General features: G+C 69.6%; 24 protein-coding genes. 11 read left to right on the top strand and 13 right to left on the bottom strand.

Features of this window, described 5'->3' with window-relative positions; translation table 11 throughout:
- Positions 1 to 193: 193 nt before the first annotated feature.
- From AC1G9L_RS09495 to AC1G9L_RS09505, 3 genes are all read left to right on the top strand, one after another.
- Positions 194 to 478 carry an N-acetyltransferase gene (locus tag AC1G9L_RS09495; protein ID WP_019802551.1) on the top strand — a complete coding sequence of 95 codons (285 nt, stop codon included), beginning with the start codon at positions 194 to 196 and terminating at the stop codon, positions 476 to 478.
- Positions 479 to 582: 104 nt separating this feature from the next.
- The gene (locus tag AC1G9L_RS09500) at positions 583 to 1,416 is read left to right on the top strand and encodes a DUF3298 domain-containing protein (RefSeq protein WP_019802550.1); all 834 of its coding nucleotides are present in this window, start codon (positions 583 to 585) and stop codon (positions 1,414 to 1,416) included.
- A gap of 143 nt (positions 1,417 to 1,559) precedes the next feature.
- The gene (locus AC1G9L_RS09505; protein WP_019802549.1) at positions 1,560 to 2,093 is read left to right on the top strand and encodes a MarR family transcriptional regulator; all 534 of its coding nucleotides are present in this window, start codon (positions 1,560 to 1,562) and stop codon (positions 2,091 to 2,093) included.
- A gap of 195 nt (positions 2,094 to 2,288) precedes the next feature.
- Here AC1G9L_RS09505 and AC1G9L_RS09510 read toward each other — a convergent pair whose 3' ends face one another.
- Positions 2,289 to 3,071, bottom strand: a complete 783-nt coding sequence (locus tag AC1G9L_RS09510) for an anti-sigma factor family protein (protein WP_481070843.1) — start codon at positions 3,069 to 3,071, stop codon at positions 2,289 to 2,291.
- Entirely contained in the window at positions 3,068 to 3,601 is a 534-nt protein-coding gene (locus tag AC1G9L_RS09515; RefSeq protein WP_019802506.1) for a sigma-70 family RNA polymerase sigma factor, read from the bottom strand. Before AC1G9L_RS09515 ends, AC1G9L_RS09510 begins: the two co-directional genes overlap by 4 nt.
- Before the next feature lie 81 nt (positions 3,602 to 3,682).
- Here AC1G9L_RS09515 and AC1G9L_RS09520 point away from each other — a divergent pair, with 81 nt between their 5' ends.
- Complete coding sequence (locus AC1G9L_RS09520) at positions 3,683 to 4,978, top strand: S8 family serine peptidase (RefSeq protein ID WP_481070845.1); 1,296 nt, start codon at positions 3,683 to 3,685, stop codon at positions 4,976 to 4,978.
- Positions 4,979 to 5,082: 104 nt separating this feature from the next.
- The gene (locus AC1G9L_RS09525; RefSeq protein ID WP_481070847.1) at positions 5,083 to 5,865 is read left to right on the top strand and encodes a hypothetical protein; all 783 of its coding nucleotides are present in this window, start codon (positions 5,083 to 5,085) and stop codon (positions 5,863 to 5,865) included.
- 178 nt (positions 5,866 to 6,043) lie between these two features.
- Here AC1G9L_RS09525 and AC1G9L_RS09530 read toward each other — a convergent pair whose 3' ends face one another.
- Entirely contained in the window at positions 6,044 to 8,230 is a 2,187-nt protein-coding gene (locus AC1G9L_RS09530; RefSeq protein WP_481070849.1) for a M3 family metallopeptidase, read from the bottom strand.
- A 331-nt stretch (positions 8,231 to 8,561) separates the two neighbouring features.
- Between AC1G9L_RS09530 and AC1G9L_RS09535 the strand changes: the two genes are divergently transcribed.
- Positions 8,562 to 9,053 carry a glutathione peroxidase gene (locus AC1G9L_RS09535; protein ID WP_010344392.1) on the top strand — a complete coding sequence of 164 codons (492 nt, stop codon included), beginning with the start codon at positions 8,562 to 8,564 and terminating at the stop codon, positions 9,051 to 9,053.
- Positions 9,054 to 9,303: 250 nt separating this feature from the next.
- Here the strand turns inward: AC1G9L_RS09535 and AC1G9L_RS09540 are convergent, their stop codons facing one another.
- The 7 genes from AC1G9L_RS09540 to sigJ form a co-directional block, all read right to left on the bottom strand.
- Positions 9,304 to 10,083 carry a ferredoxin--NADP reductase gene (locus AC1G9L_RS09540; RefSeq protein WP_010344393.1) on the bottom strand — a complete coding sequence of 260 codons (780 nt, stop codon included), beginning with the start codon at positions 10,081 to 10,083 and terminating at the stop codon, positions 9,304 to 9,306.
- A 101-nt stretch (positions 10,084 to 10,184) separates the two neighbouring features.
- On the bottom strand, positions 10,185 to 10,583 hold the full coding sequence (locus AC1G9L_RS09545; protein WP_209244665.1) for a hypothetical protein: 399 nt from the start codon (positions 10,581 to 10,583) through the stop codon (positions 10,185 to 10,187).
- 25 nt (positions 10,584 to 10,608) lie between these two features.
- Positions 10,609 to 12,492 (bottom strand): ABC transporter ATP-binding protein, encoded by a 1,884-nt coding sequence (locus AC1G9L_RS09550; protein ID WP_481070851.1) that lies wholly within the window; start codon positions 12,490 to 12,492, stop codon positions 10,609 to 10,611.
- A gap of 522 nt (positions 12,493 to 13,014) precedes the next feature.
- Positions 13,015 to 13,917, bottom strand: a complete 903-nt coding sequence (locus tag AC1G9L_RS09555; RefSeq protein ID WP_481070853.1) for a dimethylarginine dimethylaminohydrolase family protein — start codon at positions 13,915 to 13,917, stop codon at positions 13,015 to 13,017.
- A 305-nt stretch (positions 13,918 to 14,222) separates the two neighbouring features.
- The gene (locus AC1G9L_RS09560; RefSeq protein ID WP_481070855.1) at positions 14,223 to 14,687 is read right to left on the bottom strand and encodes a carboxymuconolactone decarboxylase family protein; all 465 of its coding nucleotides are present in this window, start codon (positions 14,685 to 14,687) and stop codon (positions 14,223 to 14,225) included.
- Positions 14,688 to 14,764: 77 nt separating this feature from the next.
- Positions 14,765 to 15,787, bottom strand: coding sequence for an IS5 family transposase (locus AC1G9L_RS09565; RefSeq protein ID WP_019798968.1), 1,023 nt, complete (start codon positions 15,785 to 15,787; stop codon positions 14,765 to 14,767).
- Between the two features lie 173 nt (positions 15,788 to 15,960).
- Positions 15,961 to 16,848 carry an RNA polymerase sigma factor SigJ gene (gene sigJ / locus AC1G9L_RS09570; RefSeq protein ID WP_481070857.1) on the bottom strand — a complete coding sequence of 296 codons (888 nt, stop codon included), beginning with the start codon at positions 16,846 to 16,848 and terminating at the stop codon, positions 15,961 to 15,963.
- Between the two features lie 101 nt (positions 16,849 to 16,949).
- Between sigJ and AC1G9L_RS09575 the strand changes: the two genes are divergently transcribed.
- The 4 genes from AC1G9L_RS09575 to AC1G9L_RS09590 all read left to right on the top strand — a co-directional run bounded on the left by AC1G9L_RS09575 (position 16,950) and on the right by AC1G9L_RS09590 (position 22,067).
- Positions 16,950 to 18,470: a fumarate hydratase gene (locus AC1G9L_RS09575; protein WP_019799126.1), complete on the top strand. Its 1,521-nt coding sequence runs from the start codon at positions 16,950 to 16,952 to the stop codon at positions 18,468 to 18,470.
- Between the two features lie 109 nt (positions 18,471 to 18,579).
- Positions 18,580 to 19,215, top strand: a complete 636-nt coding sequence (locus tag AC1G9L_RS09580) for a glutathione S-transferase N-terminal domain-containing protein (protein WP_019799127.1) — start codon at positions 18,580 to 18,582, stop codon at positions 19,213 to 19,215.
- A 318-nt stretch (positions 19,216 to 19,533) separates the two neighbouring features.
- Positions 19,534 to 19,977, top strand: a complete 444-nt coding sequence (locus tag AC1G9L_RS09585) for a DUF2946 family protein (protein ID WP_481070859.1) — start codon at positions 19,534 to 19,536, stop codon at positions 19,975 to 19,977.
- 35 nt (positions 19,978 to 20,012) lie between these two features.
- Positions 20,013 to 22,067, top strand: coding sequence for a TonB-dependent copper receptor (locus AC1G9L_RS09590; RefSeq protein WP_019801288.1), 2,055 nt, complete (start codon positions 20,013 to 20,015; stop codon positions 22,065 to 22,067).
- A 95-nt stretch (positions 22,068 to 22,162) separates the two neighbouring features.
- On the opposite strand, the gene AC1G9L_RS09595 is transcribed toward AC1G9L_RS09590, so the two are convergent.
- Positions 22,163 to 23,314: a phospholipase A gene (locus AC1G9L_RS09595; RefSeq protein ID WP_048491344.1), complete on the bottom strand. Its 1,152-nt coding sequence runs from the start codon at positions 23,312 to 23,314 to the stop codon at positions 22,163 to 22,165.
- Between the two features lie 142 nt (positions 23,315 to 23,456).
- On the bottom strand, positions 23,457 to 23,942 hold the full coding sequence (locus AC1G9L_RS09600) for a DUF456 domain-containing protein (RefSeq protein WP_010344408.1): 486 nt from the start codon (positions 23,940 to 23,942) through the stop codon (positions 23,457 to 23,459).
- 239 nt (positions 23,943 to 24,181) lie between these two features.
- On the opposite strand from AC1G9L_RS09600, the gene AC1G9L_RS09605 reads away from it, so the two are divergent.
- Positions 24,182 to 24,400, top strand: a complete 219-nt coding sequence (locus AC1G9L_RS09605) for a cold-shock protein (protein ID WP_019801734.1) — start codon at positions 24,182 to 24,184, stop codon at positions 24,398 to 24,400.
- An 87-nt stretch (positions 24,401 to 24,487) separates the two neighbouring features.
- On the opposite strand, the gene AC1G9L_RS09610 is transcribed toward AC1G9L_RS09605, so the two are convergent.
- A complete protein-coding gene (locus tag AC1G9L_RS09610) occupies positions 24,488 to 24,970 on the bottom strand; it encodes a glycine zipper 2TM domain-containing protein (protein ID WP_010344410.1) in 483 nt (160 codons plus the stop codon).
- Positions 24,971 to 25,187 lie beyond the last annotated feature (217 nt).

Genomic DNA, 25,187 nt, shown 5'->3' on the forward strand with positions numbered 1-25,187 from the left:
GGTGCAACTCCCATGCCAGGTTTTCGACCTGTCTCGGGTTATCGGCGGCGCGCGGCACGACTTGAGCGGCACGATGCGAGCGGCGGACGGCTGACGCGCCGCGTCGGCGGCGTGACGCGCTGGGGCAGGTGCTTCACACGGCCGCGGCAAGCGGCAGCGGACACTGCGTGCTCCGCGCCACACCCAGTTCCTCATGTCCGCAGCCAACGTCCCGATCGCGCACGATCCGCAACAGCGGCGCTTCACCCTGGAGGTCGACGGCCACCGTGCCGAGCTCGACTACGTGCTGGAACAGGGCCGCATGGTCATCACCCACACGGGGGTGCCTGGTCCGATCGGCGGGCGCGGCCTGGCTGCGCAACTGGTGACCGCTGCGCTGGACCACGCGCAGGCGCAAGGCTGGAAGGTGGTGCCGGCGTGTTCGTACGCGGCGGTGTTCATCCAGCGGCATCCGCAGTACGCGGCGCTGCTCGGTTGAGCCGGCGGCATCGCAACGGCGCGATAATGCGCGCCACTTCCATAGGCATTGCAGGAACAGGGGCAGTCGACGTGAGCAGGGCAGAGACGATGGGCAACGGGCGGATGGCATGGACGGCACTGGCGGTCGCGGCAGCACTGGCACTGGCCGGCTGCAAGCGCGAGGAACCGGCTGCCGCACCGGCGCCCGCGGCGGCACCGGCACAGGCCGAGGCTGCCGCACCGGCGGCGCCGGAGCAGGCGCAGACCGCGCCGCCGGAACTGAAGGACATCGTCGAGCACAGCCCCAGCTATGTGGTCGGGATCACTTTCCCGCCGTCGATCAACCGTTACCCGGGCCTGGCCGACGCGGCCAACCGCTACGCGCAGAGCGCGCGCAGCGAACTGATGGAAGCGGTCGACGGGCTTGGTAACGATCGTCCGCGCGCGCCCTACGAACTCTCGCTGCAGTTCGAGATGCTGCTGGAGCGCCCGGACCTGGTCGCGCTGAGCGCCGACGGCAGCCGCTACACCGGCGGCGCCCACGGCGAACCGCTGGTGGCGCGCTGGGTGTGGCTGCCGCAGCAGCAGCGCATGCTCACCGCCGAAACACTCATTCCGGATGCGTCGCACTGGAAGCCGGTGGCCGGCTATGTCGCCGCGCAACTGCGCCAGGCGGTGCAGACGCGGGTCGGTGCCGAGCAGGTGCCGCCGGAGGACCAGGACGAGCAGGTGCGCAGCGCCAGCAAGATGATCGCCGAGGGCACCGAGCCGCAGCCCGGTAACTTCAGCCAGTTCCAGCCGCTGGTCGATGCGGCGGGCAAGATCACTGCGCTGCGCTTCGTGTTTCCGCCGTACCAGGTGGGGCCGTATGCCGATGGCACGCAGACCGTGGACGTGCCGGCCAGCGTGCTGCGCGAACTGGTGGCGCCGGAGTACGCGCCGCTGTTCGCCACCTGAGCGGTCGCCGGCGCGCACGCGCGCGTCGGCAACGGCGTGCGGTGCATCGCGTCGACAGCGTGCCGGAACGCAACGCATGCCCTCGTCGGGGCGATGCGCAATGGGTAGCATTGGCGGCTACCCCACTTGCACGCGATTTCCTCATGGGCAGTTTTGATCAGACCGAGCGGCGTGTCGCGCACACCTGCGCACGCTATCCCGCGTTCCCGCGCGAGCCCGCCGTCCTGGTCCGCCTGGTCAAGCATCTGTACAAGCGCGTGCATGCCAACGCCAGCGGCATGCTCAAGGCGTACGGCATCAGCCCGCCGGAGTACGAGATCCTGATGATGCTGTACGGCACGCCCGAGCAGTGCATCACCCCCACCGAGGTGGCCGAGGCCGCCAGCGAGAAGCCGGCCAACATCACCCGCCTCACCGACAGCCTGTGCAGCAAGGGGCTGCTTTTGCGCACAGCCAGCCCGGAAGACCGGCGCAAGGTCACGCTGACCCTGCAGCCGGCCGGCATCGCCCTGATCGAGCGGCTGCTGCCGGACGTGTGCGCGTTCCTCGATGCGGAAACCGCGGCACTGGATGCGGGCGAGCAGCAGCAGTTGGAGACGCTGCTGAAGAAGATGCTGGCCGGCATCGACGGCCTCGACGCTGCCGCCGGCGCGAAGACGCCGGCCGCGCTGCCCTGAGGGCACCTCGGAGACATTGCGTCCGCGGAAATCGAGCGGGATGCGATGTGCGCCGCAGGAGCGGCTTCAGCCGCGACGGGCTCCTCGGAAACGCGCGTCGCGGCTGAAGCCGCTCCTACGGGACGCGTTCCGGCATGATCCAGCGGTGCGAAGGCGCGTTGTCGCTCCCAAAGCAGGCACGGCATCGAGCTATTGCTAGCGCCAGCCGTGCGCGCGTGCTTGCTGTTCGCCGTCGGCATCCAGCGCTTCGCCGGCGATGCGCGCATCCACCGCCTGCAGCACCGCGGCCGGCATTGGGCTGGCCGCCATGCGCATGCCGCCGCCGTCGTTGTTTTCGCCGGCGGGCACCAGCAATTCCACCCGCCATGCGCCGTCGCGCTGGCAGGCCAGGCCGGCGCTGGCGCGTGGCATGGCGAAGGTGCGGCAGTAATGGCCGTCGCGATCTCGGAAGCTCAGGCCGATGCGCACGCTGCCCTGGGGCTGGCCGGACAACTGCTGCGTCAGCGCCTGCGCCAACGCGCCCTCGGCGACGCCACCCTGGGTGGCCGCGACCGTGGGGCCCGGCGCGGCGCCCTGCGGCAATTGCCGCTGCGCGATCCACAGCCCCAGCAGCAGCGCCGCCGCCAAGCCCGCGGGCAGCGCCCAGCGGCGGCGCGCACGCGGCCGCAGCGGCGTCGGCCGGCTTGCCTGCGCCGTCGCATGGATGGGCGAGGGCGGCAGCGCGGCGACAGCGGCGTCCTGGCCGGGCGCGTCGGCCGGCCGTGCGCGCGCCGCGGCGAGCAGGCGCGCCGGTACCGGTTCGTCCAGCACCGGCGCGAAGCCGGCACGCAGCCGCGCCTGCAGGCTGCGCAGCCGCTCCAGGGCCTGCGCCAACTGCGGGTCGGTCCGCAGCGCCGCTTCCACTTGCGTGGCCTGCGCCGCGTCCAGTTCGCCGTCGGCGTAGGCCTGCAGGGTGAGTGAATCGATCGTGGTGGTCATGCGGTCGCCTCCAGTGACGCCTGCAGGGCTTCGCGTCCGCGCGCGAGCCGGCTGGTGAGTGTGCCCAGCGGAATCTCCAGCACCGCCGCGGCATCCTTGTAGGACAGGCCTTCGATCAGCACCAGCGCGATCGCCAGGCGTTGTTCCTCGGGCAGGCTGGCCATCGCGGCCTGCACCGCCATCCAGTCCTGCTGCCGCTCCAGCGGCGTGTCGCCGACGTGTTCGCCCTCGGCGGCATCGACGAACACCTGCCGCCGTCGCCGCTGCGCCCGCACCTCGTCGATCCAGGCGTGGCGGATGATGCCGTACAGCCAGTACTGCAGCGGCGTCTCCGGCCGCCACTGCGCGGCGCGGCGCAGGGCGCGTTCGATCGCGATCTGCAGCAGGTCGTCGGCGTCCTCGCGATGCCCGGCGACGGCACGCGCGAAGCGCCGCAACTGCGGCAGCAGGGTACAGATGCCGTCGCCGACGGCGGCCGTGGGATCGGCGTGCATGTGGGGGATACGTTCGGCGGAGGCGTTTTCTTCCATGGGCGCGGCGCGGCGTTCACGGCGGGTCGGGATGGCAGGATTAGTGTGGCACGCCAACAGGGGCGGACAACGGAGCGGGACATGGCGACGGGCAGGCGAGTGCGCTGGATGGCCGTGGCGTGGCTGGCGGTGGCGACACCGGCGTTGGCGCAACTGGCGTTGCCGTCGGCGGGCGGGCTGGTGCAGGACGTGACCCAGGGCATGCAGGGCGGCATGAATCGGTTGGGAGAATCGCTGCAGGATGCGCGCGGCGATCTCGAACGGCTGCGGCTGAAACGCCTGCAGGCGCTGCTGCGCAGCGATCCGCGCGGGCTGGAGCGCGACGAAGGCGGCGCGGTGGTGATGCGCGGGCAGGTGGTGGCATTGGAGCCGGAGCCGGCGGCGCTGCAGGCGGCGCAGGCGGCCGGCTTCGTGGTACTGGAGCAGCGCAGCTTCGGCGAATTCGGCCTGCGCCTGGTGGTGCTGCAGGTACCGTTGGGCCTGTCCACGCGCCGCGCCCTGCAGCAACTGCGCGAGCGCGATCCGCAGGGCGAGTACGACTACAACCACGTCTACAGCGGATCGGCGGCAGCGCCGCCGGCGCCAGCCAGCGCGTCCGCCGTTCGCGTAGCCGAGGGTGCCGCGACGGGCAGCTTCGTGGTCGGGCTGATCGACAGCGGCGTGGACGCGGCGCATCCGGCGCTGGCCGGCGTGCAGGTGCAGACCTGGGGCTGCGACGGGGAGGTACGCCCGCAGCCGCATGGCACCGCCGTCGCCTCGCTGCTGGCCGGACGCGCGGTGGCGCACGGGCCGTTCGCGCGCACCCTGTATGCGGCCGACATCTATTGCGGCCAGGCCGATGGCGGCACCGTGGTCGAACTGGTCGGGGCACTGGCATGGATGGCGCAGCAGCAGGTGCCGGTGATCAACATCAGCCTGATCGGCGGCCCCAACCGCGCGCTGCAACTTGCCGTGCAGCGCATGCTCGCGCGCGGCCACGTGCTGGTCGCGGCGGTGGGCAACGACGGTCCGGCTGCCCCGCCGCTGTATCCCGCGGCCTATCCCGGGGTGATCGGCGTCACCGCGGTGGATGCGCGTGGGCGGGTCTTGCCGGAGGCGGGGCGTGGGCCGCAGGTGGCCTTCGCCGCGGTCGGCGAATTGATCGCCGCCGCGCCGCAGGGCCGCTGGCAGACGCAGCGCGGCACCTCCTTCGCGGCGCCGCTGGTGGCGCGGCTGGCGGCGCAGGCGCTGTCGCAGCCCAATCCGCAGGCGGCCGCGCAGGTGCGCACGCAGTTGCAGGCGCAGGCGCGCGATCTCGGTGCGCCCGGCGCCGATCCGGTGTATGGCGCCGGCTTGCTCGGTGCGGACCTGGCGCTGCAGCGCGCGCCGGGCGGCTGAACGCATTCTGTCTGCGTCCCGCCGGCACGGGATGTTCTGCGTCGCTCGATTCGTAGGGAGACATGAGAGCCGCAGATGGCCTGCGGCGACACGAGGAGAATGCGATGAACGGCAAGACTCTGTTGGCAAGCGCGGTGCTGGTGGCGTCGGTGGCGCTGATCCCGGGCGTGGCCGGCGCGCAGTTGCTGGGCGGTGCGGGCAGCGTGGGCGGTGCCGTCAATGGCACCCTGGGCGGCCTGGGGGGCGGCAGCCTCGGCGGCAACGGCATGGGCGCCGGCCGCCTGGACGCCGGAGTGCCGCTGGATGCCGCGCGTAGTGGCATCGAGCAGTCGTCGCAGCGTGCGCGGATGGCGGCGCAGCGGACGGCGGCGCGTGGCGCGGCCACCGCCGAAGGTGCGGCGCAGACCGCCGGCGCTGCGGTGAACCAGGGCCGCACGCTGGCCGGCAATGCCGCCGCCAGTGGCAGTGCGGCGGCGCGCAGCGCGGCCGCCAGCGCGATGGGCCAGGCCGACGGCGCGCTCGGCGCGGCGACCAGCGCGGCCAATCCCACTGCGGCGCTGTCGACCGCCGGCACTGCCGCCGGTGCAGTCAATGGCGTGACCGGTCACGGTGCTGCGTCGAGCGCGGCCGGTAACGGCAGCGGCAACGGCGCCGCCAGCGGCGGCAGCCTGCCGACGGTGCCGGCGCTGTCCGGCAGCGGCAGTGCCAACGGTGCGGCTAGCGGCAGCGCCTCGCACAGCGCGGGCACGCATGGCGGGTCGGTGTCGGGCCAGGCGGGTGCGGGCGGCCAGGGCGGTGCGCAGGCCGGTAGCGGTCAGGCGCAGGGGCAGGCCGGCGGCAATGCCTCGCTGGGTGCCAGCATCAACGCCTCCAGCGACGGCCAGTAAGCCGCTGACGGCCACGCGCGGCGTACCGCGCGTCGCCATCGAAGCCACTGGCTGAAAAAACACGACGCCCGGCTGAGCCGGGCGTCGTGCGTTTCGCGTCATGCGGGTTGGTCGTGGGAGCGTCCCAACGACGTCGTCGCGACGTCGCGGCACGGCCGGGGCGGTGCCGCAGTGCGCCTCAGCGTGCGCTCGGCGTCGCCGCCGGCGCGGCGTTGAGGCCGCGTTTCTCCAGCAAGGGCTCGATCTGCGGCGCGTGCCCGGCGAAGTCCTGGAACAACTGCATCGCGTCGACGCTGCCGCCGCGCGAGAGCAGGGTCTTGCGGAAGCGGTCGCCGTTGGCGCGGCTCAGCCCGCCGTGCTGCTTGAACCACTGCTGGGTGTTGGCGTCCAGCACCTCGGCCCAGATGTAGGCGTAGTAGCCGGCCGCGTAGCCGCCCATGATGTGGCTGAAGTACGGCGTACGGTAGCGCGGCGGCACCGGCGGGTAGGCGATGCCGTCGGCCGCCAGCGCCTTGGCCTCGAAGTCCATCACGCCCGAGGCCGGCGGCACCTGGCCGGGGCTGAGTTGATGCCAACGCTGGTCGAGCATGGCCGCGCCCAGGTACTCGGTGGTGGCGAAGCCCTGGTTGAACTTGGCGGTGGCCACCACCTTGTCCAGCAGCGCCTGCGGCATCGGCGCGCCGCTCTGGTAGTGCTTGGCGTAGTGCTTGAGGATGGCCGGATCGTCCGCCCACATCTCGTTGACCTGCGACGGGAACTCGACGAAGTCGCGCGGCACGCTGGTGCCGGCGAAGTAGGGGTACTTCACGTTCGAGAACATGCCGTGCAGCGCGTGGCCGAACTCGTGGAACGCGGTGGTGACCTCGTCCCAGGTCAGCAGGGTCGGCTGGCCGGCGGGCGGCTTGGGGATGTTGAGGTGGTTGGCGACCACCGGCTTGTCGCCGGTCAGCGCCGACTGCGACACGTAGGAGCTCATCCAGGCGCCGCCGCGCTTGGATTCGCGCGCGTACATGTCGGCGATGAAGATCGCCAACTGGCTGCCGTCGGCATCGAACACGTCGTAGACCAGCACGTCGTCGCGGTAGGTCGGTAGGTCGGTACGCTGCTTGAAGGTCAGCCCATATTCCTGGTTGGCGGCGTAGAACACGCCGTTTTCCAGTACGTTCTTCAGTTCGAAGTAAGGCTTGAGCTGAGACTCGTCGAAGTCGTATTTGGCCTGGCGCACCTTCTCGGTGTAGTAGGCCCAGTCCCAGGCCTCGAGCTTGAAGCTGGGCTTGCCGGCGGCCTTCTGCTCCTGGTCGATCATCGCCTGCAGGTCGGCCGCCTCGCGCTTGGCGTTGGCCACCGCGGCCGGGGCCAGCTTGCCGAGCATGGCGTTGACCGCTTCGGGGGTCTTGGCGGTCTGGGTTTCCAGCGAGTAGGCGGCGTGGTTCGGATAGCCGAGCAGCTTGGCGCGGTCGGCGCGCAGGGTCATGATCCGCGACACCAGCGCGGTGTTGTCGTAGGGGCCGCCGTGGCTGCCGCGCGACACCGAGGCCTCGTAGATCTTCTGCCGCAGGGCGCGATCCTTGAGCTGGGCCAGCGGCGGCTGGCCGGTGGTGTTGAGCAGGGCGATCACGTACTTGCCATCGAGCTTGCGCGCCTTGGCCGCTTCGGCGGCCGCGGCGATCTGCGCGTCGGACAGGCCGTCGAGCTGCTTGACGTCGTCCACCACCACCGCCGCGGCGTTCACTTCGGCCAGCACGTTCTGGCTGAACTTGGTGCCCAGTTCGGCCAGCTCGGCGTTCATCGCCTTGAGCTTGGCCTTGTCGGCGTCGTTGAGCTTGGCGCCATCGCGGACGAAGTCGCTGTGGTATTTCTCGATCAGGCGCACGCCTTCCGCATCCAGGCCGAGCTGGTTGCGGGTGTCGTACAGGGTCTGGATGCGCGCGAACAACTTGGGATTGAGCGCGATCGCATCGCGGTGCGCGGCCAGCTTGCCGGCGTACTCGGCCTGCAGCTTCTTGCGGGTGTCGTTGGTGTCGGCGCCGACCAGGTTGAAGAACACGGTGGTGGCGCGGTCCAGGACCTGCCCGCTCTTCTCCATCGCCACGATGGTGTTGTCGAAGGTCGGCTTGGCGGTCTGGTCGGCGATGGCCTGCACTTCCTGCAACTGCTGCGCCATGCCGGCGTCGAACGCGGGCGCGAAATCGCTGTCCTTGATCTTGTCGAACTGCGGGTAGTGCAGCGGCAGCGGGCTTTCGGCGAAGAACGGGTTGGCCTGCGTGGCGGCGGTTGCAGCGGTGGGCGTGGTGGCCGGAGCGGCGTAGGCGGGCATGGCGAGTCCGAGCGTGGCGGCGAGGGCAAGGGCGAGGCGAGAGGTCATCAAGCGGTATCCGCAATCATGGTGATCGGGCAGGCTACCCCAGGCCGGCAGGCGTGACCCGTGACGAAAGCCATGGGAGCGCTGCAGCATAGGCGCTTGTTTCCCAGGGCTTTGCGGCATCTGGCGTGAACCTTGATGCAGTGCGCTCTCCTGCGTGGTTGTGCCTGTGCAGGCACGCATCGGTGGTGCGCTGGCGGTGTGTTGGCTGGTTCGCGCGGACGTCTGCCAGGCGGCCTCGCACATTGGCTCCGGCCTGCTGGCGACGCCTGCGGCCACCGCGTAGCATCGCGTCGAACCAGCGCCGCTGTGGCGCGCCGCGCCACGAGGACCCATGGACACGCCGACCACTGCCTACGCCTTCACCGCGACCACCTTGGACGGGCAGGAGCAGCCGCTCGACGAGTACGCCGGCAAGGTGCTGTTGATCGTCAACGTCGCCTCCAAGTGCGGTTTCACCCCGCAGTACGCGGGGCTGCAGGCGCTGTGGCAGCGCTACCGCGAGCGCGGGCTGGTGGTACTGGGCTTTCCCTGCGACCAGTTCGGCCATCAGGAGCCGGGCGATGCCGCGGAGATCCGCCAGTTCTGTTCGCTCAGCTACGACGTCGATTTCCCGATGTTCGCCAAGGTCCAGGTCAACGGCGACGGTGCGCATCCGCTGTGGCGCTGGCTCAAGCAGCAGAAATCCGGGCTGCTCGGCATCGCCGCGATCAAGTGGAATTTCAGCAAGTTCCTGGTCGGTCGCGACGGCCAGGTGCTGGCGCGTTATGCGCCGACCGACAAGCCGGAGGCGCTGGCCGACGCTATCGAGCGGGCGCTGGGATAACGATTCGGCCGAGGACGCTAGGCGTGGTCTTGAATGCTGGATGCTTGCTCTTGTGGGAGGGACTTCAGTCCCGACGCGTTCGAGTTAAAGGCGTCGGGACTGAAGTCCCTCCCACAAAATACTCCCCACTATTTCGCTTTGACCTGTCGCCGTATCGCTTATGCCGGCAGGAGCGGCTTCCGCCGCGACCTTTACCGGTAACGCCCGTCGCGGCTGAAGCCGCTCCTACGACGGGAGATGCACAGCGGCGTCACTTCTCGACGAAGGCGCGCTCGAACACGTAATGCCCCGGCGAGCCGATGCGCGGCGAGGCGACGAAGCCGCGGGCGTCCAGGGTCTGGCGCAGGTCGGCCAGCATCTGCGGACTGCCGCAGATCATCGCGCGGTCGTGTTCCGGGTTCAGCGGCGGCAGGCCCAGGGTGCGCTGCATCTGGCCGCTCTCGAGCAACTCGGTGAGGCGGCCGCGGTTGCGGAAGTCCTCGCGGGTCACCGCCGGGTAGTACAGCAGCTTCTCGCGGATGGTCTCGCCGAGGAACTCGTGCTGCGGCAGTTCCTTCTCGAAATAGTCGCGGTAGGCCAGGTCCTTCTCGAAGCGCACGCCGTGGGTGAGGATCACCTTGTCGAAGCGCTCGTAGGTTTCCGGGTCCTTGATCACCGACAGCCACGGCGCCAGGCCGGTGCCGGTGCCCAGCAGATACAGGTGGCGGCCCGGGTGCAGATCGCTGATCAGCAGGGTGCCGGTGGGCTTCTTGCCGACCAGCACCGAATCGCCGGGCTTGATGTGTTGCAGGCGCGAGGTCAGCGGGCCGTCCGGCACCTTGATGCTGAAGAACTCCAGTTGCTCTTCCCAGTTGGCGCTGGCGATGGAATAGGCGCGAAGCAGCGGCCGCGTCTCCGTCTCCAGGCCGATCATCACGAACTGGCCGTTGTCGAAACGGAAGCCGTCGTTGCGGGTGGTGGTGAAGCTGAAGTAGTCCTCGGTCCAGTGGCGGACATCGAGCACCGTTTCGGGGCCAAAAGCGGAAGACATGCCGTTGATCGTGATGGGGAAGGAACGGCGGCCATTCTACCCCATGCCGGTTCAAATGAGATCAAATCTCATTTGAGGGCGAGGCCGATCACGGCGTTGGCTCACTTCTCGAACGAAACCTCGTAGGACAGGTACAGCGGTGCCTGCGGCGGCGCCAGCAGCGGGCGCTGGCGCAGGAAACGCTCCAGGCACAGGGCCAGCGGCGTGGTGCCGTTGCGCCAGCTGGCGCCGACGCTGCCGTCGGCCTGCACCTGCACCACCACGGTGAACGGCGAGGTATCCGGGCGCGGCGTGGCGCAACTGGCCACGCCCTCGTCCAGCGCCGCGCGTTGCAGGGTCTGCAGGCGTTCCTCCATCGCCGCCGGCAGGCCGGCTTCGTCGCGGTCGGCCAGGGCCTTGGCCGCGGCGTAGTCGGACGGCGCCGGCGTGTCCGCGGCGGGAGCGGCGAGCGCCGGGACGGCGAGGGCGGCGGCGAACAGGCAGGGCAGAGTACGGAGCATGGCGGCGTCGGAAGGGGCGGACGGGCTAACGATACCCAGCGGCCTGCAGTTCGAACAGTTCTGCGTAGCGGCCGCCCTGCGCCATCAGTTCGTCGTGGGTGCCGCTGGCCTCGATCCGGCCGTCGGCCAGGACCAGGATGCGGTCGGCCATGCGCACGCTGGAGAAGCGGTGCGAGATCAGCACCGCGGTGCGGTTGTCGGACAGCTCCTTGAAGCGCTGGAACACCTCGAACTCGCTGCGTGCGTCCAGTGCGGCGGTCGGTTCGTCGAGGATCATCACCTGCGCATCGCGCATGTAGGCGCGGGCGATGGCGATCTTCTGCCACTGCCCGCCCGACAGGTCCACGCCGGTCTTGAAGCGGCGCCCGATCACCTGCGCGTAGCCCTGCGGCAGGCCGTCGATCAGCTCGGCGGCCATCGCCCGTTGCGCGGCGGCACGGATCCGCGGCGCGTCGTCCAGTGCGTCGACCTGGCCGACGCCGATGTTCTCGCCGGCGCTGAAGTGGTAGCGCACGAAGTCCTGGAAGATCACCCCGAGGTTGGCGCGCAGGTCGTCCAGGTCGTAATCGCGCAGGTCGCGCCCGTCGAGCAGGATGCGGCCCTCGTCCGGGTCGTACAGCCGCGCCAGCAGCTTGACCAGGGTGGTCTTGCCGGCGCCGTTCTCGCCGACCAGGGCCAGCACCTCGCCGGCGCGCAGGGCGAAGTCCAGGTGCCGCACCGCCCACTGTTCGGCGTCCGGATAGCGGAAGCCGACGTTCTCGAACACGAAGCCCTGCCTGATCGGCCGCGGCACCGGCACCGCACCGGGGCGGGTGCGGATCTCCGGGACGATGCGGAAGAACGAATACAGGTCGTCCAGGTACAGCGCCTGCCCGGCCACCTGCGAGAAGCCGATCAGCAGGCCTTCCAGCAACTGCCGCAGGCGCAGGAAGCTGCCGGCCAGGAAGGTCAGGTCGCCGATGCTGAAGTCGCCGCGCACGGTGCGCCAGGCGATGTAGCCGTAGGCGCCGTAGTAGCCCAGCGTGCCCAGCGCCGCCAGCACGGTGCCCCACAGCATGCGCTTGCGCGCCAGCGCGCGGTTGGCCTGGAAGTAGCGGTCGGCCAGGGCGCGGTAGCGCGCGATCAGGAAGTTGTGCAGGTTGAAGATCTTCACTTCCTTGGCGGTCTCGACGCTGGCGCCGAGCTGGCGCAGGTAGTCGAGCTGGCGGCGCTCGGCCGTCCACTGGAAGTTGAGCGAGTAGCCCAGCGCGTTGAAGTGCGCCTCGCCGATGAAGGCCGGCACCAGCGCCACCGCCAGCAGGGCGATGAGCCAGGGCGCGTAGACCAGCAGGCCGACCGCGAAGCTGACCACGGTGATCGCGTCCTGCACCTGGCCGAACAACTGGCTCATCAAGTTCATCCGGCCCATGGTCTGGCGCCGCGCGCGGTCGAGCCGGTCCTGCTGTTCCGGATCCTCGAAATCCTCCAGGTCCAGTTGCGCGGCGTGCTCCATCAACTGCACGCTGGTGGTGTTGTTGAACAACTCCGACAGCAGCGTGTCGGCGTAGCTGACCAGCCGCCCGAGCAGGTCCGAGGCGATCGCCAGCGCCAGCTCCAGGCCCAGCAGTTCCAGCAGCCGGTTCAGGCGGCCGCTGGCCAGGGCCTGGCCCAGCGAATCGAAGCCGGGCGATTGCGCCACCAGGTGGATGGCCTCGTCGATGATCAGCTTGCCGACGTACAGCGAGGCCACCGGCAGCAGCGCGCGCAGCACGCGCAGGCCGATGCTGCTGAGGGTCAGCCAGCGGCTGGTCTGCCAGATCTGGCGCAGGAACGGCGGCAGGTTGCGCATCGCGTCGAAGCGTTCGCGCAGGCTCGGACCGGTGCGGGACGCGGCGCGGGCGCCGCCATGAGAAGGAGAAGAAGATGCCATCGGCGCATTGTGCCGGGGGCGGGTGTGGGCGGGGAGTGTGGGGATCAAGCCCCTCTCCCACCGGGAGAGGGGTTGGGGTGAGGGTCCGGCGCGAAGCGTCTCGCGGAGTTCGAGTGCACGAGGCTGCGCCCGTACCCTCATCCGCCCCTTCGGGGCACCTTCTCCCGAGGGGAGAAGGGAACGACTAGCCCCTCTCCCCCCGGGAGAGGGGTTGGGGTGAGGGTACGGCGCGAAGCGTCTCGCGAAGTTGGGTGCACCAGGCGTCGCCTGTACTCCCATTCGCCCATTCCGCGCACCGTGCTGTTACGCCAGAGCCCTTGCCGACGTTCGACATGGTGTTGCTGCAGAAAATCTGCCCGTCGGGCGTGTCGGCAATGCCTGTCGCGGCTGAAGCCACTCCTACAGGGGATTTGCTGGCTTTCTAAGGAGCGGCTTCAGCCGCGACAGCCTGTACTCACATGAACCCATGAGCGTAAGTCCACTGCGCAGTGCAACGGCCAATCCAATGACGCCGCGCTCGACCTACTCGTCCAGCCGCAAGGTCAGGCACTTGGCCGCGCCGCCGGCCTTGAGGAATTCGTCCAGCGGGGTCTGCACCACGCGGTAGCCGATCGCGGCCAGGGCCTTGCACAGTGCCTGCGAGGCGCGGTTGAGCAGCAGGGTGTCGTCCAGGTCCACCGCGTTGCAGGCGAAGGCGAGGGCATCGGCCTCGCCGACGGCGATGCGCCGCGAGGCCGGGATGTGCTGGGCGATCGCCTGCTGCGCGGCGGCGTCGAACGCGGCCGGGTAGTACAGCAGGTAGCCATCGCGCAGCGGGCAGAAACAGGTGTCCAGGTGATAGAAGCGCGCGTCGACCAGGCGCAGCGGCACCACCTCGATGTCCAGCAGGTCGGTCAGCTCGTGCGCGGCGGCCAGGTCGCTGCGGTGGCCGTGGCCCATCCACAGCCGGCGCGCGCCGCGGTCCAGCAGCGCGTCGCCGGCGCCTTCGAAATACACCTGCTCGGGCAGTTCCTGGATGCGCAGGCCGGCCTGGCGGCACCAGGCGGTGAACAAGGCTTCTTCGCCACGGCGTTCGGCGTGGCGGAAGCGGCTGGGCACGAAGCGGTCGCCGAGCACCAGGCCGGCGTTGGCGCTGAACACCATGTCCGGCAGGCCGGGCGCGGCAGCGATGCAGTCGACGCGGGCGCCTGCCGCCTCGGCGGCAGCCACCAGCGCATTCCACTGCGCCTGCGCGCGCTCGCGGCTGGCGGCGTGCACGTTGCCTTCCATCCAGGGGTTGATCACGTAGTCCACCGCGAAGTGCTGCGGCGCGCACATCAGCAGGCGGTGGCGGTAGCGGGCGCTGGCGCGGGAGTGCGGTTCGGGGGAAGCGAGGGCCAGGTCGGTCTCATCGGCCAGGCCGACAGCAAGGACGTTCTCGATCATGCGCGCGCTCCGCGTCGGGGATGCGCGCCACGCTAGCGGCGGCGTGTTGCGGGGACATGTCGGTGGACTGGTGGCGTACGCCAGCGGGATGATCAGCCATTCGGCTGCTGAAAAGCCGGGGATTCGGGATTGGGGATTCGTGCAAGCAGAGCCGCGCGCGCTGGGTTTGCCTGGTGTTGGCATGCGTGGTCGTGCGTCCAGCGGTGAGCATTCGGGAGTTTTGAAATGCTACGCATCCTTGCCGACTACGCGATCCTGCCTCCGAATCCCCAGTCCCGAATCCCCAATCCCGGCGCGCAGCGCCCTTACGGCAGCGTCGGCTGCAGGCCCACTCCCAATCGGTTCCAGGCGTTGATCACCGCCACCGCCATGGTCAGCGCGCTGATCCCGGCCGGGTCGAACTGCGCCGTCAGTGCGTCGTACACGGCCTGCGGCGGCGCGCCGGCGGGTAGCGTGGTCAGCGCCTCGGCCCAGTCCAGCGCGGCGCGCTCGCGGGCATCGAAGAAGCGGCTGTCGCGCCAGGCGGCGAGGGTGTCGAGCTTGCGTGGTTCGGTGCCGGCCTTGCGCAGGGCGGTGGCATGCATGTCGATGCAGTAGGCGCAGCCGTTGAGCTGGGAGACGCGCAGGAACACCAGTTCGGTGAGGGCGCTGCCGAGCGTGCCGTCGTGGACCTGCTGGCTGGCGCCGAGCAGGGCGCGGTACGCCTCGGGTTCGTGGCGGGTGTAGGGCACCTCGAACAACCTGCCACGACCTGGAGCCAGGGGCAGCATCTGTCGCAACGGCACCAGAGCGGCGCCTGATCGTGGTGGTTGGGAGGCTGAGGTGGCCGCTCGGCCACCTCAGCCGATCACGCCGGCACCATGGCCCGCTCCTGTAGCCGTGCCAGCCGCATCACGTTATGGCTGGCGACCTTCAGCCCGATCACCACCTTTGCCCGCGCCAAGCCGATGCAGCGTACGAACTTGCCGCCTTGTTGGGCCAAGCGCGCAAACGGGTGCTCGCCGAACACCCGATCCTTGGCAATGCGACGGTTCCGGCGCTTTGCTGCCTCGCTCAAGGGCTTGCGTGCCTGCCCTTGATGTTGGATCGCGGGGCGGTAACCACGCTTTTTCAGGTCTGCTTCTCGCGCTGCATCGGCATACCCGCTATCGGCCCATACCGTGCGGCCGGTGTTGTCCGGGTCCAGCACCTGCTCGAAGTGGCGGCTGTCGTGCACGTTGGCCGCGCTCACGTCGTAGCGGCGGATGAAACCCCAGCGGCGGTCCGTGCTGGCGTGCAGCTTGTAGCCGTAGAACGTCACCCCATGCTTCCTGGTCCAGCGTGCCTGCACGTCTTTCTGCGCACGCTTGGCATCACTCCAGTCCTGGCCGACGTCATCGCCCTGCTTGATCTGCGCGTTCTCCTCGCGCGTGTTGCGCTGGATCGGAGCGCTGACGATGCTGGCGTCGATGATCTGACCGCCGCGGGCAATGAACCCAGCACGTTGCAATTGCTCACCGATCGCCGTGCTGATGTCGCCCATCAGATCCTTGGTCTTGAGCCGTTCGCGCCACACCCAGATCGTCTTGGCGTCGGGCACCTTGCCGCTGTGTTCCAGTCCAAGGAATTGCTGGAAGCTGCGCCGATCCAGCACCTGATACTCCAGCGCATCGTCGGAGAGGTTGTACAACTGCTGCAACAGCAGCAGCTTGATCATCATCTGCGTCGGCCAAGCCGGACGGCCGCCGCGCTTGCCGGTACCCAAGGACAGCTTCGCGTCTACGGCGTGAGCAATCCCGGCAAAGTCGATATGCCGTGACAGCAGAGCCAGAGGATCGCCGATCTGCTGCCGCTTGGCTTCGCGTTCGTGGCCGGCAAACAGGCTGATCATCGTGGCGTCCTCGGCGTGTTCTCCAGACCAATGATGCCAAAGGTGGGGTTTTTAGAGGTGCCCTGTAGTCGATGCGATGGAAAGGCATGGTGGGTCCGAACATGGCGGCCACCATGGCCGCCTTCCCCTCCAGGACGCGGCGGCGCGTCCCGGCGTGACAGCACCGGCGCAGGTCAGGCTCGGCTGACTGCAGGGGGCGCCGTCGGCGTCGGCAGCTTGTCCGGGTTCATCAGCGTCAGCACCTCGGCGATGCGCTCGCCGTCGATCACCAGCACGGTCGCCGAGTGCAGCCGCGGCCCCAGGAAGCGCAGGATCGCCGGTTCGCCGTTGACCGTGCCGATCCGCGCCTGCACGCCCAGGCCACGCCGCGCCACGGCCCAGTACAGCCGGCCGATGCGCTCCGCGCCGTGCAAGGGGCGCAGGCTGGCGGTGACCTTGCCGCCGCCGTCGGAGCGCAACTGCGCGTCGGCATGCAGCAGGGCGGCGATGGCGGCGCGGTCGCCGCGCTGCGAAGCGTGCAGGAAGCGCTCCAGCAACTGGCGGTGACGTTCGGGCGTGACCGCGAAGCGCGCCTGGCCCTGGCCGAGCCGCTCGCGCGCCCGGTGCACCAGTTGCCGGCAGCCGGCCTCGCTGCGCTCCAGGGTGCGGCCGATCTGCGCGTAGTCGTAGTCGAACGCTTCCTTCAACAGGAAGGCCGCGCGCTCGTGCGGGCCGAGCCGCTCCAGCAACGCCAGGAAGGCCAGCGACACCTGCTCCGCGCGGTCATGGCGCTCGGCCGGGTCGGCGTCTTCTGCGTCGGCGATCTCCAGCGGCTCGGGCAGCCACGGCCCGACGTAGTGGACGCGGGCGCTGCGTGCCGCGCGCAGCCGGTCCAGGCCGAGCCGGGTGGTGGCGGTCACCAGCCAGGCTTCGGGGTCGCGGATCGTGCCGCGGTCGCTGGCCTGCCAGCGCAGCCAGGCGTCCTGCACGGTGTCCTCGGCGTCGGCGCGGCTGCCGAGCAGGCGGTAGTCCAGGCCGAACAGCCGGGGGCTGTGGGATTCAAAGGTCGGATCGTGGGTCATGACCACCAGGACGGAACAGGGCGTGCCGGCGTGACAGCGGGCGGGGCCGCCACTTTGCCCTAAAATGGGTGGGTTTCCCCCCGCCAGCCGCAGAGCCAGCCGTGACCTCGATCAAGCAGGAAGACCTCATCCAGTCCGTCGCCGACGCGCTGCAGTACATCAGCTACTACCATCCGGTCGACTACATCAAGAATCTCTCCGCAGCCTACGAGCGCGAGCAGTCGCCGGCGGCCAAGGACGCCATCGCGCAGATCCTGATCAATTCGCGCATGTGCGCCGAGGGCCACCGGCCGATCTGCCAGGACACCGGCATCGTCACCGTGTTCCTCGAGATCGGCATGAACGTGCGCTGGGACGACGCCACCATGGGCGTGGAGGACATGGTCAACGAGGGCGTGCGCCGCGCCTACAACCATCCGGACAACAAGCTGCGCGCTTCGGTGCTGGCCGACCCGGCCGGCAAGCGCCAGAACACCAAGGACAACACCCCGGCGGTGGTCAACGTGAAGGTCGTCCCCGGCGACACCGTCGACGTCATCGTCGCGGCCAAGGGCGGCGGCTCGGAAGCCAAGAGCAAGTTCGCCATGCTCAATCCCTCCGACTCCATCGTCGACTGGGTGCTCAAGACGGTGCCGACCATGGGCGCCGGCTGGTGCCCGCCGGGCATGCTCGGCATCGGCATCGGCGGCACCGCCGAGAAAGCGATGCTGCTGGCCAAGGAAGCGCTGATGGAGCCGATCGACATCGTCGACCTGCAGGCCCGCGGCGCGTCCAACCGCGCCGAGGAACTGCGCCTGGAACTGTACGAGAAGGTCAACGCGCTGGGCATCGGCGCGCAGGGCCTGGGCGGCCTGACCACGGTGCTGGACATCAAGGTCAAGGACTATCCGACCCACGCCGCCAACCTGCCGGTGGCGCTGATCCCCAACTGCGCGGCCACCCGCCATGCGCACTTCACCCTGGACGGCAGCGGCGCGGTGATGCTGGATCCGCCTTCGCTGGAAGACTGGCCCACGCTCACCTATAACCCGACCAATGCGCGCCGGGTGAACCTGGACACCATCACCCGCGAGGAAGTGGCCAGCTTCAAGCCGGGCGAGACCATCCTGCTCAACGGCAAGCTGCTGACCGGCCGCGACGCCGCGCACAAGCGAATGATCGACATGCTCAACCGCGGCGAGACGCTGCCGGTGGACTTCACCAACCGCTTCATCTACTACGTCGGCCCGGTCGATCCGGTGCGCGACGAAGTGGTCGGCCCGGCCGGTCCCACCACCGCCACGCGCATGGACAAGTTCACCCGGCAGATGCTGGAGCAGACCGGCCTGCTGGGCATGGTCGGCAAGTCCGAGCGCGGCGATGCGGCGATCGCCGCGATCCGCGACAACAAGGCGGTGTACCTGATGGCGGTCGGCGGCTCCGCCTACCTGGTGTCCAAGGCGATCAAGGCCAGCAAGGTGCTGGCGTTCGAAGACCTGGGCATGGAGGCGATCTACGAGTTCGAGGTCAAGGACATGCCGGTGACCGTGGCGGTCGATGCCAGCGGCGAGTCGGTGCACAAGACCGGCCCGCGCGAGTGGCAGGCGCGCATCGGCAAGATCCCGGTGGTGGTCGAGGCCTGATCGGCCGCAGCGCGAACGCCGGCGCGAGTGCCGGCGTTCTGCACCGCGCTGGCGGCGTGCCGGCGGCGCGGCAATAATCGGCGCTGGTTCCGTCTCCGGGGAAAGCGTCGTGTCCATCGTGCTTTACGGTTCGCCCAGTACCGCCTCGTTCGTCGTGCACTGGTTGCTGATCGAACTGCAGGTCGATTTCGAACTGCGCATGCTCGATTTCGACCGCCAGGAGCAGAAAAGCCCCGAGTACCTGGCGCTCAACCCGCAGGGGCGGGTGCCGACCCTGGTGCTGGACGGGCAGGTGCTGACCGAATCGGTCGCCATCGCCATGCACCTGGCCGACCTGTATCCGCACGCCGGCCTGGCGCCGCCGCCCGGCACGCCCGAGCGCGCGGCCTACTACCGCTGGATGCTGTTCGGCGCCTACACCCTGATGCCGGCCTACCGCGATTGGTTCTATCCCGACGAACCGGCCGGCGCCGACAATGCCGAGCGCGTGCGCGCCAGTGCCCGCGCGTTCCTGGAAAAGGCCTGGAACGAGGTGGCGGCTCACCTGGAGCAGGGCGGCCCGTATCTGCTGGGCGAGCACTGCAGCGCCGCCGACTTCGTGCTGGTCATGTTGATGCGCTGGTCGCGCAACATGCCGCGGCCCACCGACACCTGGCCGGCGCTGAAGGCGCTGGCTGACAGGATGAAGGCGCGCCCGGCGTTCCACGAGGCTTATCGGCGGGAAGGCATTACCGACTGGATGTGAGTGGCGGCGCGGGGCGTCGCGCCGGATGTCGGCGACCGCGTTGCCTGTTGTCGCGGTTGCCAAGCTTCTTTGCGGCGCTCTCGGGGTATCGCGCCGGCACTCGCACCATCCGCACTGGCGCGCGCTTTTTCCTGGCCTTCGTGGGAGTCGCACCGACGCCGCATGTATCGAAGGCGGGCGCGCTGACCTTTTGCATGGTTTGCACCGCACGCTTGGAAGCGGCGAGCAGCGCTGAGCACGGCCTTGCCGCCTGCGTCACGTTGTCGCACCCGCTTCCCCGGTCCGTTCACTGCCGCCAGTGCCACCTAGAATGGCGCGGTGTCCGCCCTCCGTGCTCCCGCCCGACTGCGCCGCCTGATGCGCTGGCCCGCCTTGCTGGCCGCGCTGTTGCTGGTGGTCGCGCCGGTGGCCAGCCGCCTGCTCGAAGCGGCGACGCTGCCGGTGCCGTTGTGCACCGCTGCCGGATTGCAGGCCGACGCGAATGTGCCGCCGCAGCACGGCGCCGTCCATGCCGGCCACGAAGACGCGTCGGGCACGCAGCGCGACCGTGGTCAGGCGCACGCCGCCTGCGACTACTGCCTGCTCGCCGCGCGGCTGCTGCCGTGGCTGGCGATCGTCCTGCTGCTGGCGGCGGCGCTGCCGGCGCCGGCGGCCACCACGCCGCTGCGTCATCGCGTCCACGCGGCCGTGCGCTGGCGCGCGCACGCGGCACGCGGACCGCCACCCAATCTCCAGAACGCCCTCCTGTTTCCGGTGCGCTAGGCGCGCCGGCGCCGTTCTTTTCTGGAGTCCAATCCATGTCCCAGTTCCTGCCGTCGCCCGCGCGGGCGGCGTTGTCGTGCTGCATTTTCGCCAGTCTGTTTCCCGCGTCCGGCCATGCCGAGGCGCCCGATGCCACCACCCTCGACCGGATGCAGGTCACCGCCACCGCGCCGGTCGCGCCGCTGACCTGGACGGTCGATCCGAAACTGCCACGGCAGCCGGTGCCGGCCAGCGACGGCGCCGATTACCTGAAGACCGTCCCCGGTTTCGCCGCGATCCGCAACGGCGGCACCAATGGCGATCCGGTGCTGCGCGGCATGTTCGGTTCGCGGCTCAACGTGCTCAGCAACGACGGCACCCTGGTCGGTGCGTGTCCGGCGCGGATGGACAACGCCTTGTCCTATATCGCCCCGGAAACCTTCGACCGGCTCACCATCGTCAAGGGCCCGCAGACCGTGCGCTGGGGGCCGGGTGCCTCCGCCGGCACCGTGCGCTTCGAACGCGACACCCCGCACTACGCCGCGCCGACCCTGGAAGGCGAGGCCAGTGCGCTGGTAGGCTCCTGGAACCGCAACGACCAGAACCTGGACCTGCGCGGCGGCAACCGCAGCGGCTACGCGCGCGCGGACGCCAACCGCTCCGAGTCCGGCGACTACCGCGACGGCGATGGCGCGGTGGTGCCGTCGCGCTGGCGCAAGTGGAATGCCGATGCCGCGGTCGGCTGGACTCCGGACCCGGATACCGTGCTGGAATTCTCCGCCGGCAGCGGCGACGGCCTGGCGCGCTACGCCGGGCGCAGCATGGACGGCACCCAGTTCCGTCGCACCAGCTATGCCGCGCGCTTCGAGCGCAGCGATCTGCCCGGCGCCTGGGAGGCGTTGCGCGCCAATGCCTATGTCAACGACGCCGACCACGTCATGGACAACTACACGCTGCGCCGGCCCAATCCGCAGTCGGCGATGCCGATGCCGATGGCCTCCAACGTCGACCGGCGGACCCGCGGCGGACGTGTGGAATCGGAGTGGCGCTGGGACCAGGTCGTGGTCCAGGCCGGCGTCGATACCCAGCAAAGTCGCCACCGCGACCGCAGCGCCAGCGGCGAGGGCGCGTACCGGAGCGTGCCGTGGCGCACCGACGCGCGCTTTGACAACCTGGGGGCCTTCACCGAACTCACCTTCGGTGCCGGCAGCGCACAACGCTGGATCGCGGGTCTGCGTCTGGACCGCGCGCAGGTCGAGGACACGCGCCGCAGCATCGGCATGATGGGCATGCCTAATCCCACCGCCGGACAGACGCGCCGCGAAGACCTGGGCAGCGGCTTCCTGCGCGTGGAGCGCAGCCTCTCGGCCGACACCATCTGGTATGCCGGCCTGGGCCGCAGCGCACGCATGCCGGACTATTGGGAACTGTTCTCTGCCGACATGGGCCCGATGGGCGCGGCCAACGCCTTCGCCGGGCTGCGCCCGGAGCGCACCACCCAGCTCGATCTCGGCCTGCAGTACCGCGGCGCGACCGTGCAGGGCTGGGTCTCGGCGTACGCCGGGCGGGTGCAGGACTTCATCCTGTTCACCTATGCCGATGGCGGCATGATGGGCACCACCACCCGCGTCGACAACGTCGATGCGCGCATCGCCGGTGCTGAGGCGGGCGTGGATTGGCAGCCGCTGCACGGCCTCACCCTCGGCGGCACGCTGGCCTATGCCTGGGGCGAGAACCGCAGCGACGGCACGCCGCTGCCGCAGATGCCGCCGCTGGAGTCGCGGTGGCGCATGGAGTGGGAAGGGCAGCGCTGGTCGGCCGGGGCGCTGCTGCGCGCGGTCGCGCGACAGGGACGGGTGGCGTTGGATCAAGGCAACGTGGTCGGCCGCGATCTTGGTCGCAGCGCCGGTTTCGCCACGCTGGGGCTGAGCGCCGGCTACCGGGTCAGCGAGGGGCTGCGACTGAGCGCCGGCATCGACAACGTCTTCGACCGGCGTTACAGCGAACATCTCAACCTGGCCGGCAGCGCCGATTTCGGTTTCCCGGCCGACCCGGTGCGCATCGCCGAACCGGGCCGCAACCTGTGGCTGAAGGGCAACTACCGGTTCTGAGCGATCGGCGATTGGTGGGCGCGGTCGCGTCGCAACCGCGGCTAGCGCATGCGACGCCCAGGCGGGCGTCGCGCGCGTCGCTCAGGCGTGGCCGATCAGAACCATTCCAGCAGCGAGATGCCGACGCCGACGTAGGTGGCGCGGTGGTTGTAGTCGATCATGCTCTCGCCGTAGCCGTCGAACACCTGCACATGGCCGCGCAGCAGGTTGCTGATCGGGAAGCCCCAGTCCAGTTGCACCGCGCCGTGCGAGCGGTCGCCGCCGCGCAGCGAATGCCGCGCCATCAGCGCCACCTCGTGGCCGTTGCGGTTGTAGATCAGGGTCGCGTCGCCGCGGCCCATGTAGTCCTCAATGTCCGGGTTGTTGTCCTGCTTGCGGCTCTCCGGGATGCGGTACCAGGGGCGCAGCACCAGTGCCCAGTTGTCGCGGTCCAGGCCGATGTTGAGCATCGCCCGGTTCCAGCTGCGCGACAGCGGATCGCTGCGGCCGTTGGACTGGTGGGTCAGCTGGATGCCGGTCATCCGTCCCTTCCAGCCGAACAGGCTGTAGTTGTTGCGGAACACCAGCATCAGTTCCGGCTCGTAGTTGGTCTCGCGGAACGGCCGCGACTGCTCGGCGTTGTAGACCTGCCAGCGCGAGCTCTGGGTATAGGCGCCCCACAGGTCGCCGTTGTCGCCGAAGATGTTCTCCACGATCTTGGTCTTGAAGCTCAGCTGGAACTTCGCCTCCACGCTGTCCAGCGGCTCGGCGGTGGTCACCGTATTGACTGGGTTCGGCGAGGACGGCAGCTCGTTCTTCTTGCTGGTCCAGAACGCCGGCAGCAGGTACACCGGCTTGTAGGCGCGCAGCTGGAAGGTGCCCAGCTTGGAGTCCTTGGCCAGTTCCCAGCGGCTGTCCAGCAGCGAGCCCTTGCCGGCATTGGCGATGGTGCTGTCGTAGCGGTCCTGCTTGAAGATCGCGGCGGCACGCTGGCGGGTGCGCTCGGCGACGCCGGCATCCTCCGGCACGCTGGCGTCCAGCTGTTGCTTCTGGCGTTCGCTGGCGGCCTGCGCCGCGGCGTCGGCCGCCTGCGGGTCGGCGGTGCGGCGCGACAGCGCCTGGTCGTAGCAGGCCAGGCGGGCGGCGTCGCTGGAGATGGCCACGCAGGCTTCCGGCGAGGCGGGGGTGGGCAGGACTTCCTGCGCGTGCGCAAGCGGCACGGCCGCGATCGACAGCAGCAACAGGGGACGGACCTGACGATGGGACATGCGGTTCTCGCTGCAACGGGCGGCGCGGGCGGGTGGTGCGCTGCCGGGGTGAATGGCCGGCAGGGAAAATACAGGAAGTGACGACAACAGGGTCATCACACGTTCATGCTGCCGCCGCGACGTCGTCTTCAGGGGTGCTGCTTCAGAGCAGCCAGGCCACCGCGAACACCGCCAGCATCGCCAGCGCCAGGCCGAGCTTGGCGGCGGTACCCAGGACGATGCCCAGCCAGGTGCCGACGCCGACCCGCGTCGCCTGGCGCAGCTCGCGCCCATGCCAGTACTCCCCGGCCAGGGCGCCGACGAAGGGGCCGACGAACAGCCCGATCGGCATGAAGAACATGCCGGCGATCCCGCCCAGCACCGATCCCCACAGCGCCTTGCGGCTGGCGCCGACGCGCTGCGCGCCGAACGCGGTGGCCAGCAGGTCGACCAGCAGCGACAGCGCGGTGAGCACGCCGAGCACGGTCAGCGTCGGCCAGCCGAGCCGCTGGAAGCCGTCGGCCCAGGCCGCCAGCAGCATCCCGGCGAACATCAGCGGGGTGCCGGGCAGGGCCGGCAGCAGCACCCCCGCCAGCCCGACCAGAACCAGGAGACCGGCACAGACGTAATAGATGAACGCAGGGTCCACGTGGCTCACCGCGGGGGAGATTTGGGGGTTGACAGATGGGGTCTTTTTGCTGATTGCATTTTCATTTTGACCGGGGTAAGTTGCAGCCGCTGCGTTTGCAAAGGTCACCGTGAATCGTGGCCTGATGCGGTAGATCCATCGATCCGCTACATCGTTATACCTCGCTTCCTCCTTGCAACCAGCCGCCGCACCCCACGGCGTACCCACCCCTGAGACGTGTTCCAAGGAGTAAGTCGATCATGACCGGTACTGGCAATCGCGAAAACGGCGTCGTGAAGTGGTTCAACGACGCCAAGGGTTTCGGTTTCATCAGCCGCGAAAACGGCGAGGACGTGTTCGTGCACTTCCGGGCCATCCAGACCCAGGGCTTCAAGAGCCTGAAGGAAGGCCAGAAGGTCAGCTTCACCGTGGTGCAGGGCCAGAAGGGCCTGCAGGCCGACGCGGTGCAGCCGCTCTGAGTGTTGCCGCGCTGCATCGCGCGCAGCGCAGCAAAAAGGCCCGCGGTGCGGGCCTTTTTGCGTTTCAGGGCAGGTCGGCGAGGCCGATCAGCGCGGCACGACGCGCCCGTTGACCACGCGCACGTAGGTGTTCTCGCGCACGCCGGCCAGGTCGCGCTGGTTGACCACGATCACCCGGCCGTCGTCCATCTGCACGTGCACGTCGTAGGTGTCGCTGGTGACGTTCTTCTGGATCTCGTTGCCGGCCAGCGCACCGGCCGCCGCACCGGCCACGGCCGACACGTTCTGGTTGCCCTTGCTGCCGCCGGTGTGGTCGGAAATCTCGTGGCCGGCGACTGCGCCGACGATGCCGCCGAGGATGGCGCCGGTGGCCGACGGCGCCGTGCGGCCCGACGGCACGGTGTCGATGCGGGTGACGATGCCGCAGTCGGCGCAGCGGGTCTGGGTGTAACCGCCGCGCGCCGGCTGGCTGTAGCCGCCGCCGTAACCGCCGCCATAGCCGGGGGACGTGGCGCAGCCTGCCAGCGCCAGGGTCGCCACGGCAGCGGTGGCCATCAGTTGGATCTTCATGGGTGCTCTCCTCGACAGACAGTGGTGGAGCGCGGCGGCAGCGCCGCGTTCGCACGCATCCTGTCCATCCCTGCGTGAATGCAACGCCAACCCTGGCAGGCGCCGTTCAGGCTCGCGGCGGCTGGCCTCAGCGCCAATTCATCCAGGCGGACTGCCGTGGTCGGCACGAACGCGGTGCTGGCAGCGCATCGAGCGTTGCGATGGCACGCCGCTGGAA

The sequence above is a fragment of the Xanthomonas sp. NCPPB 1132 genome (assembly GCF_056629235.1).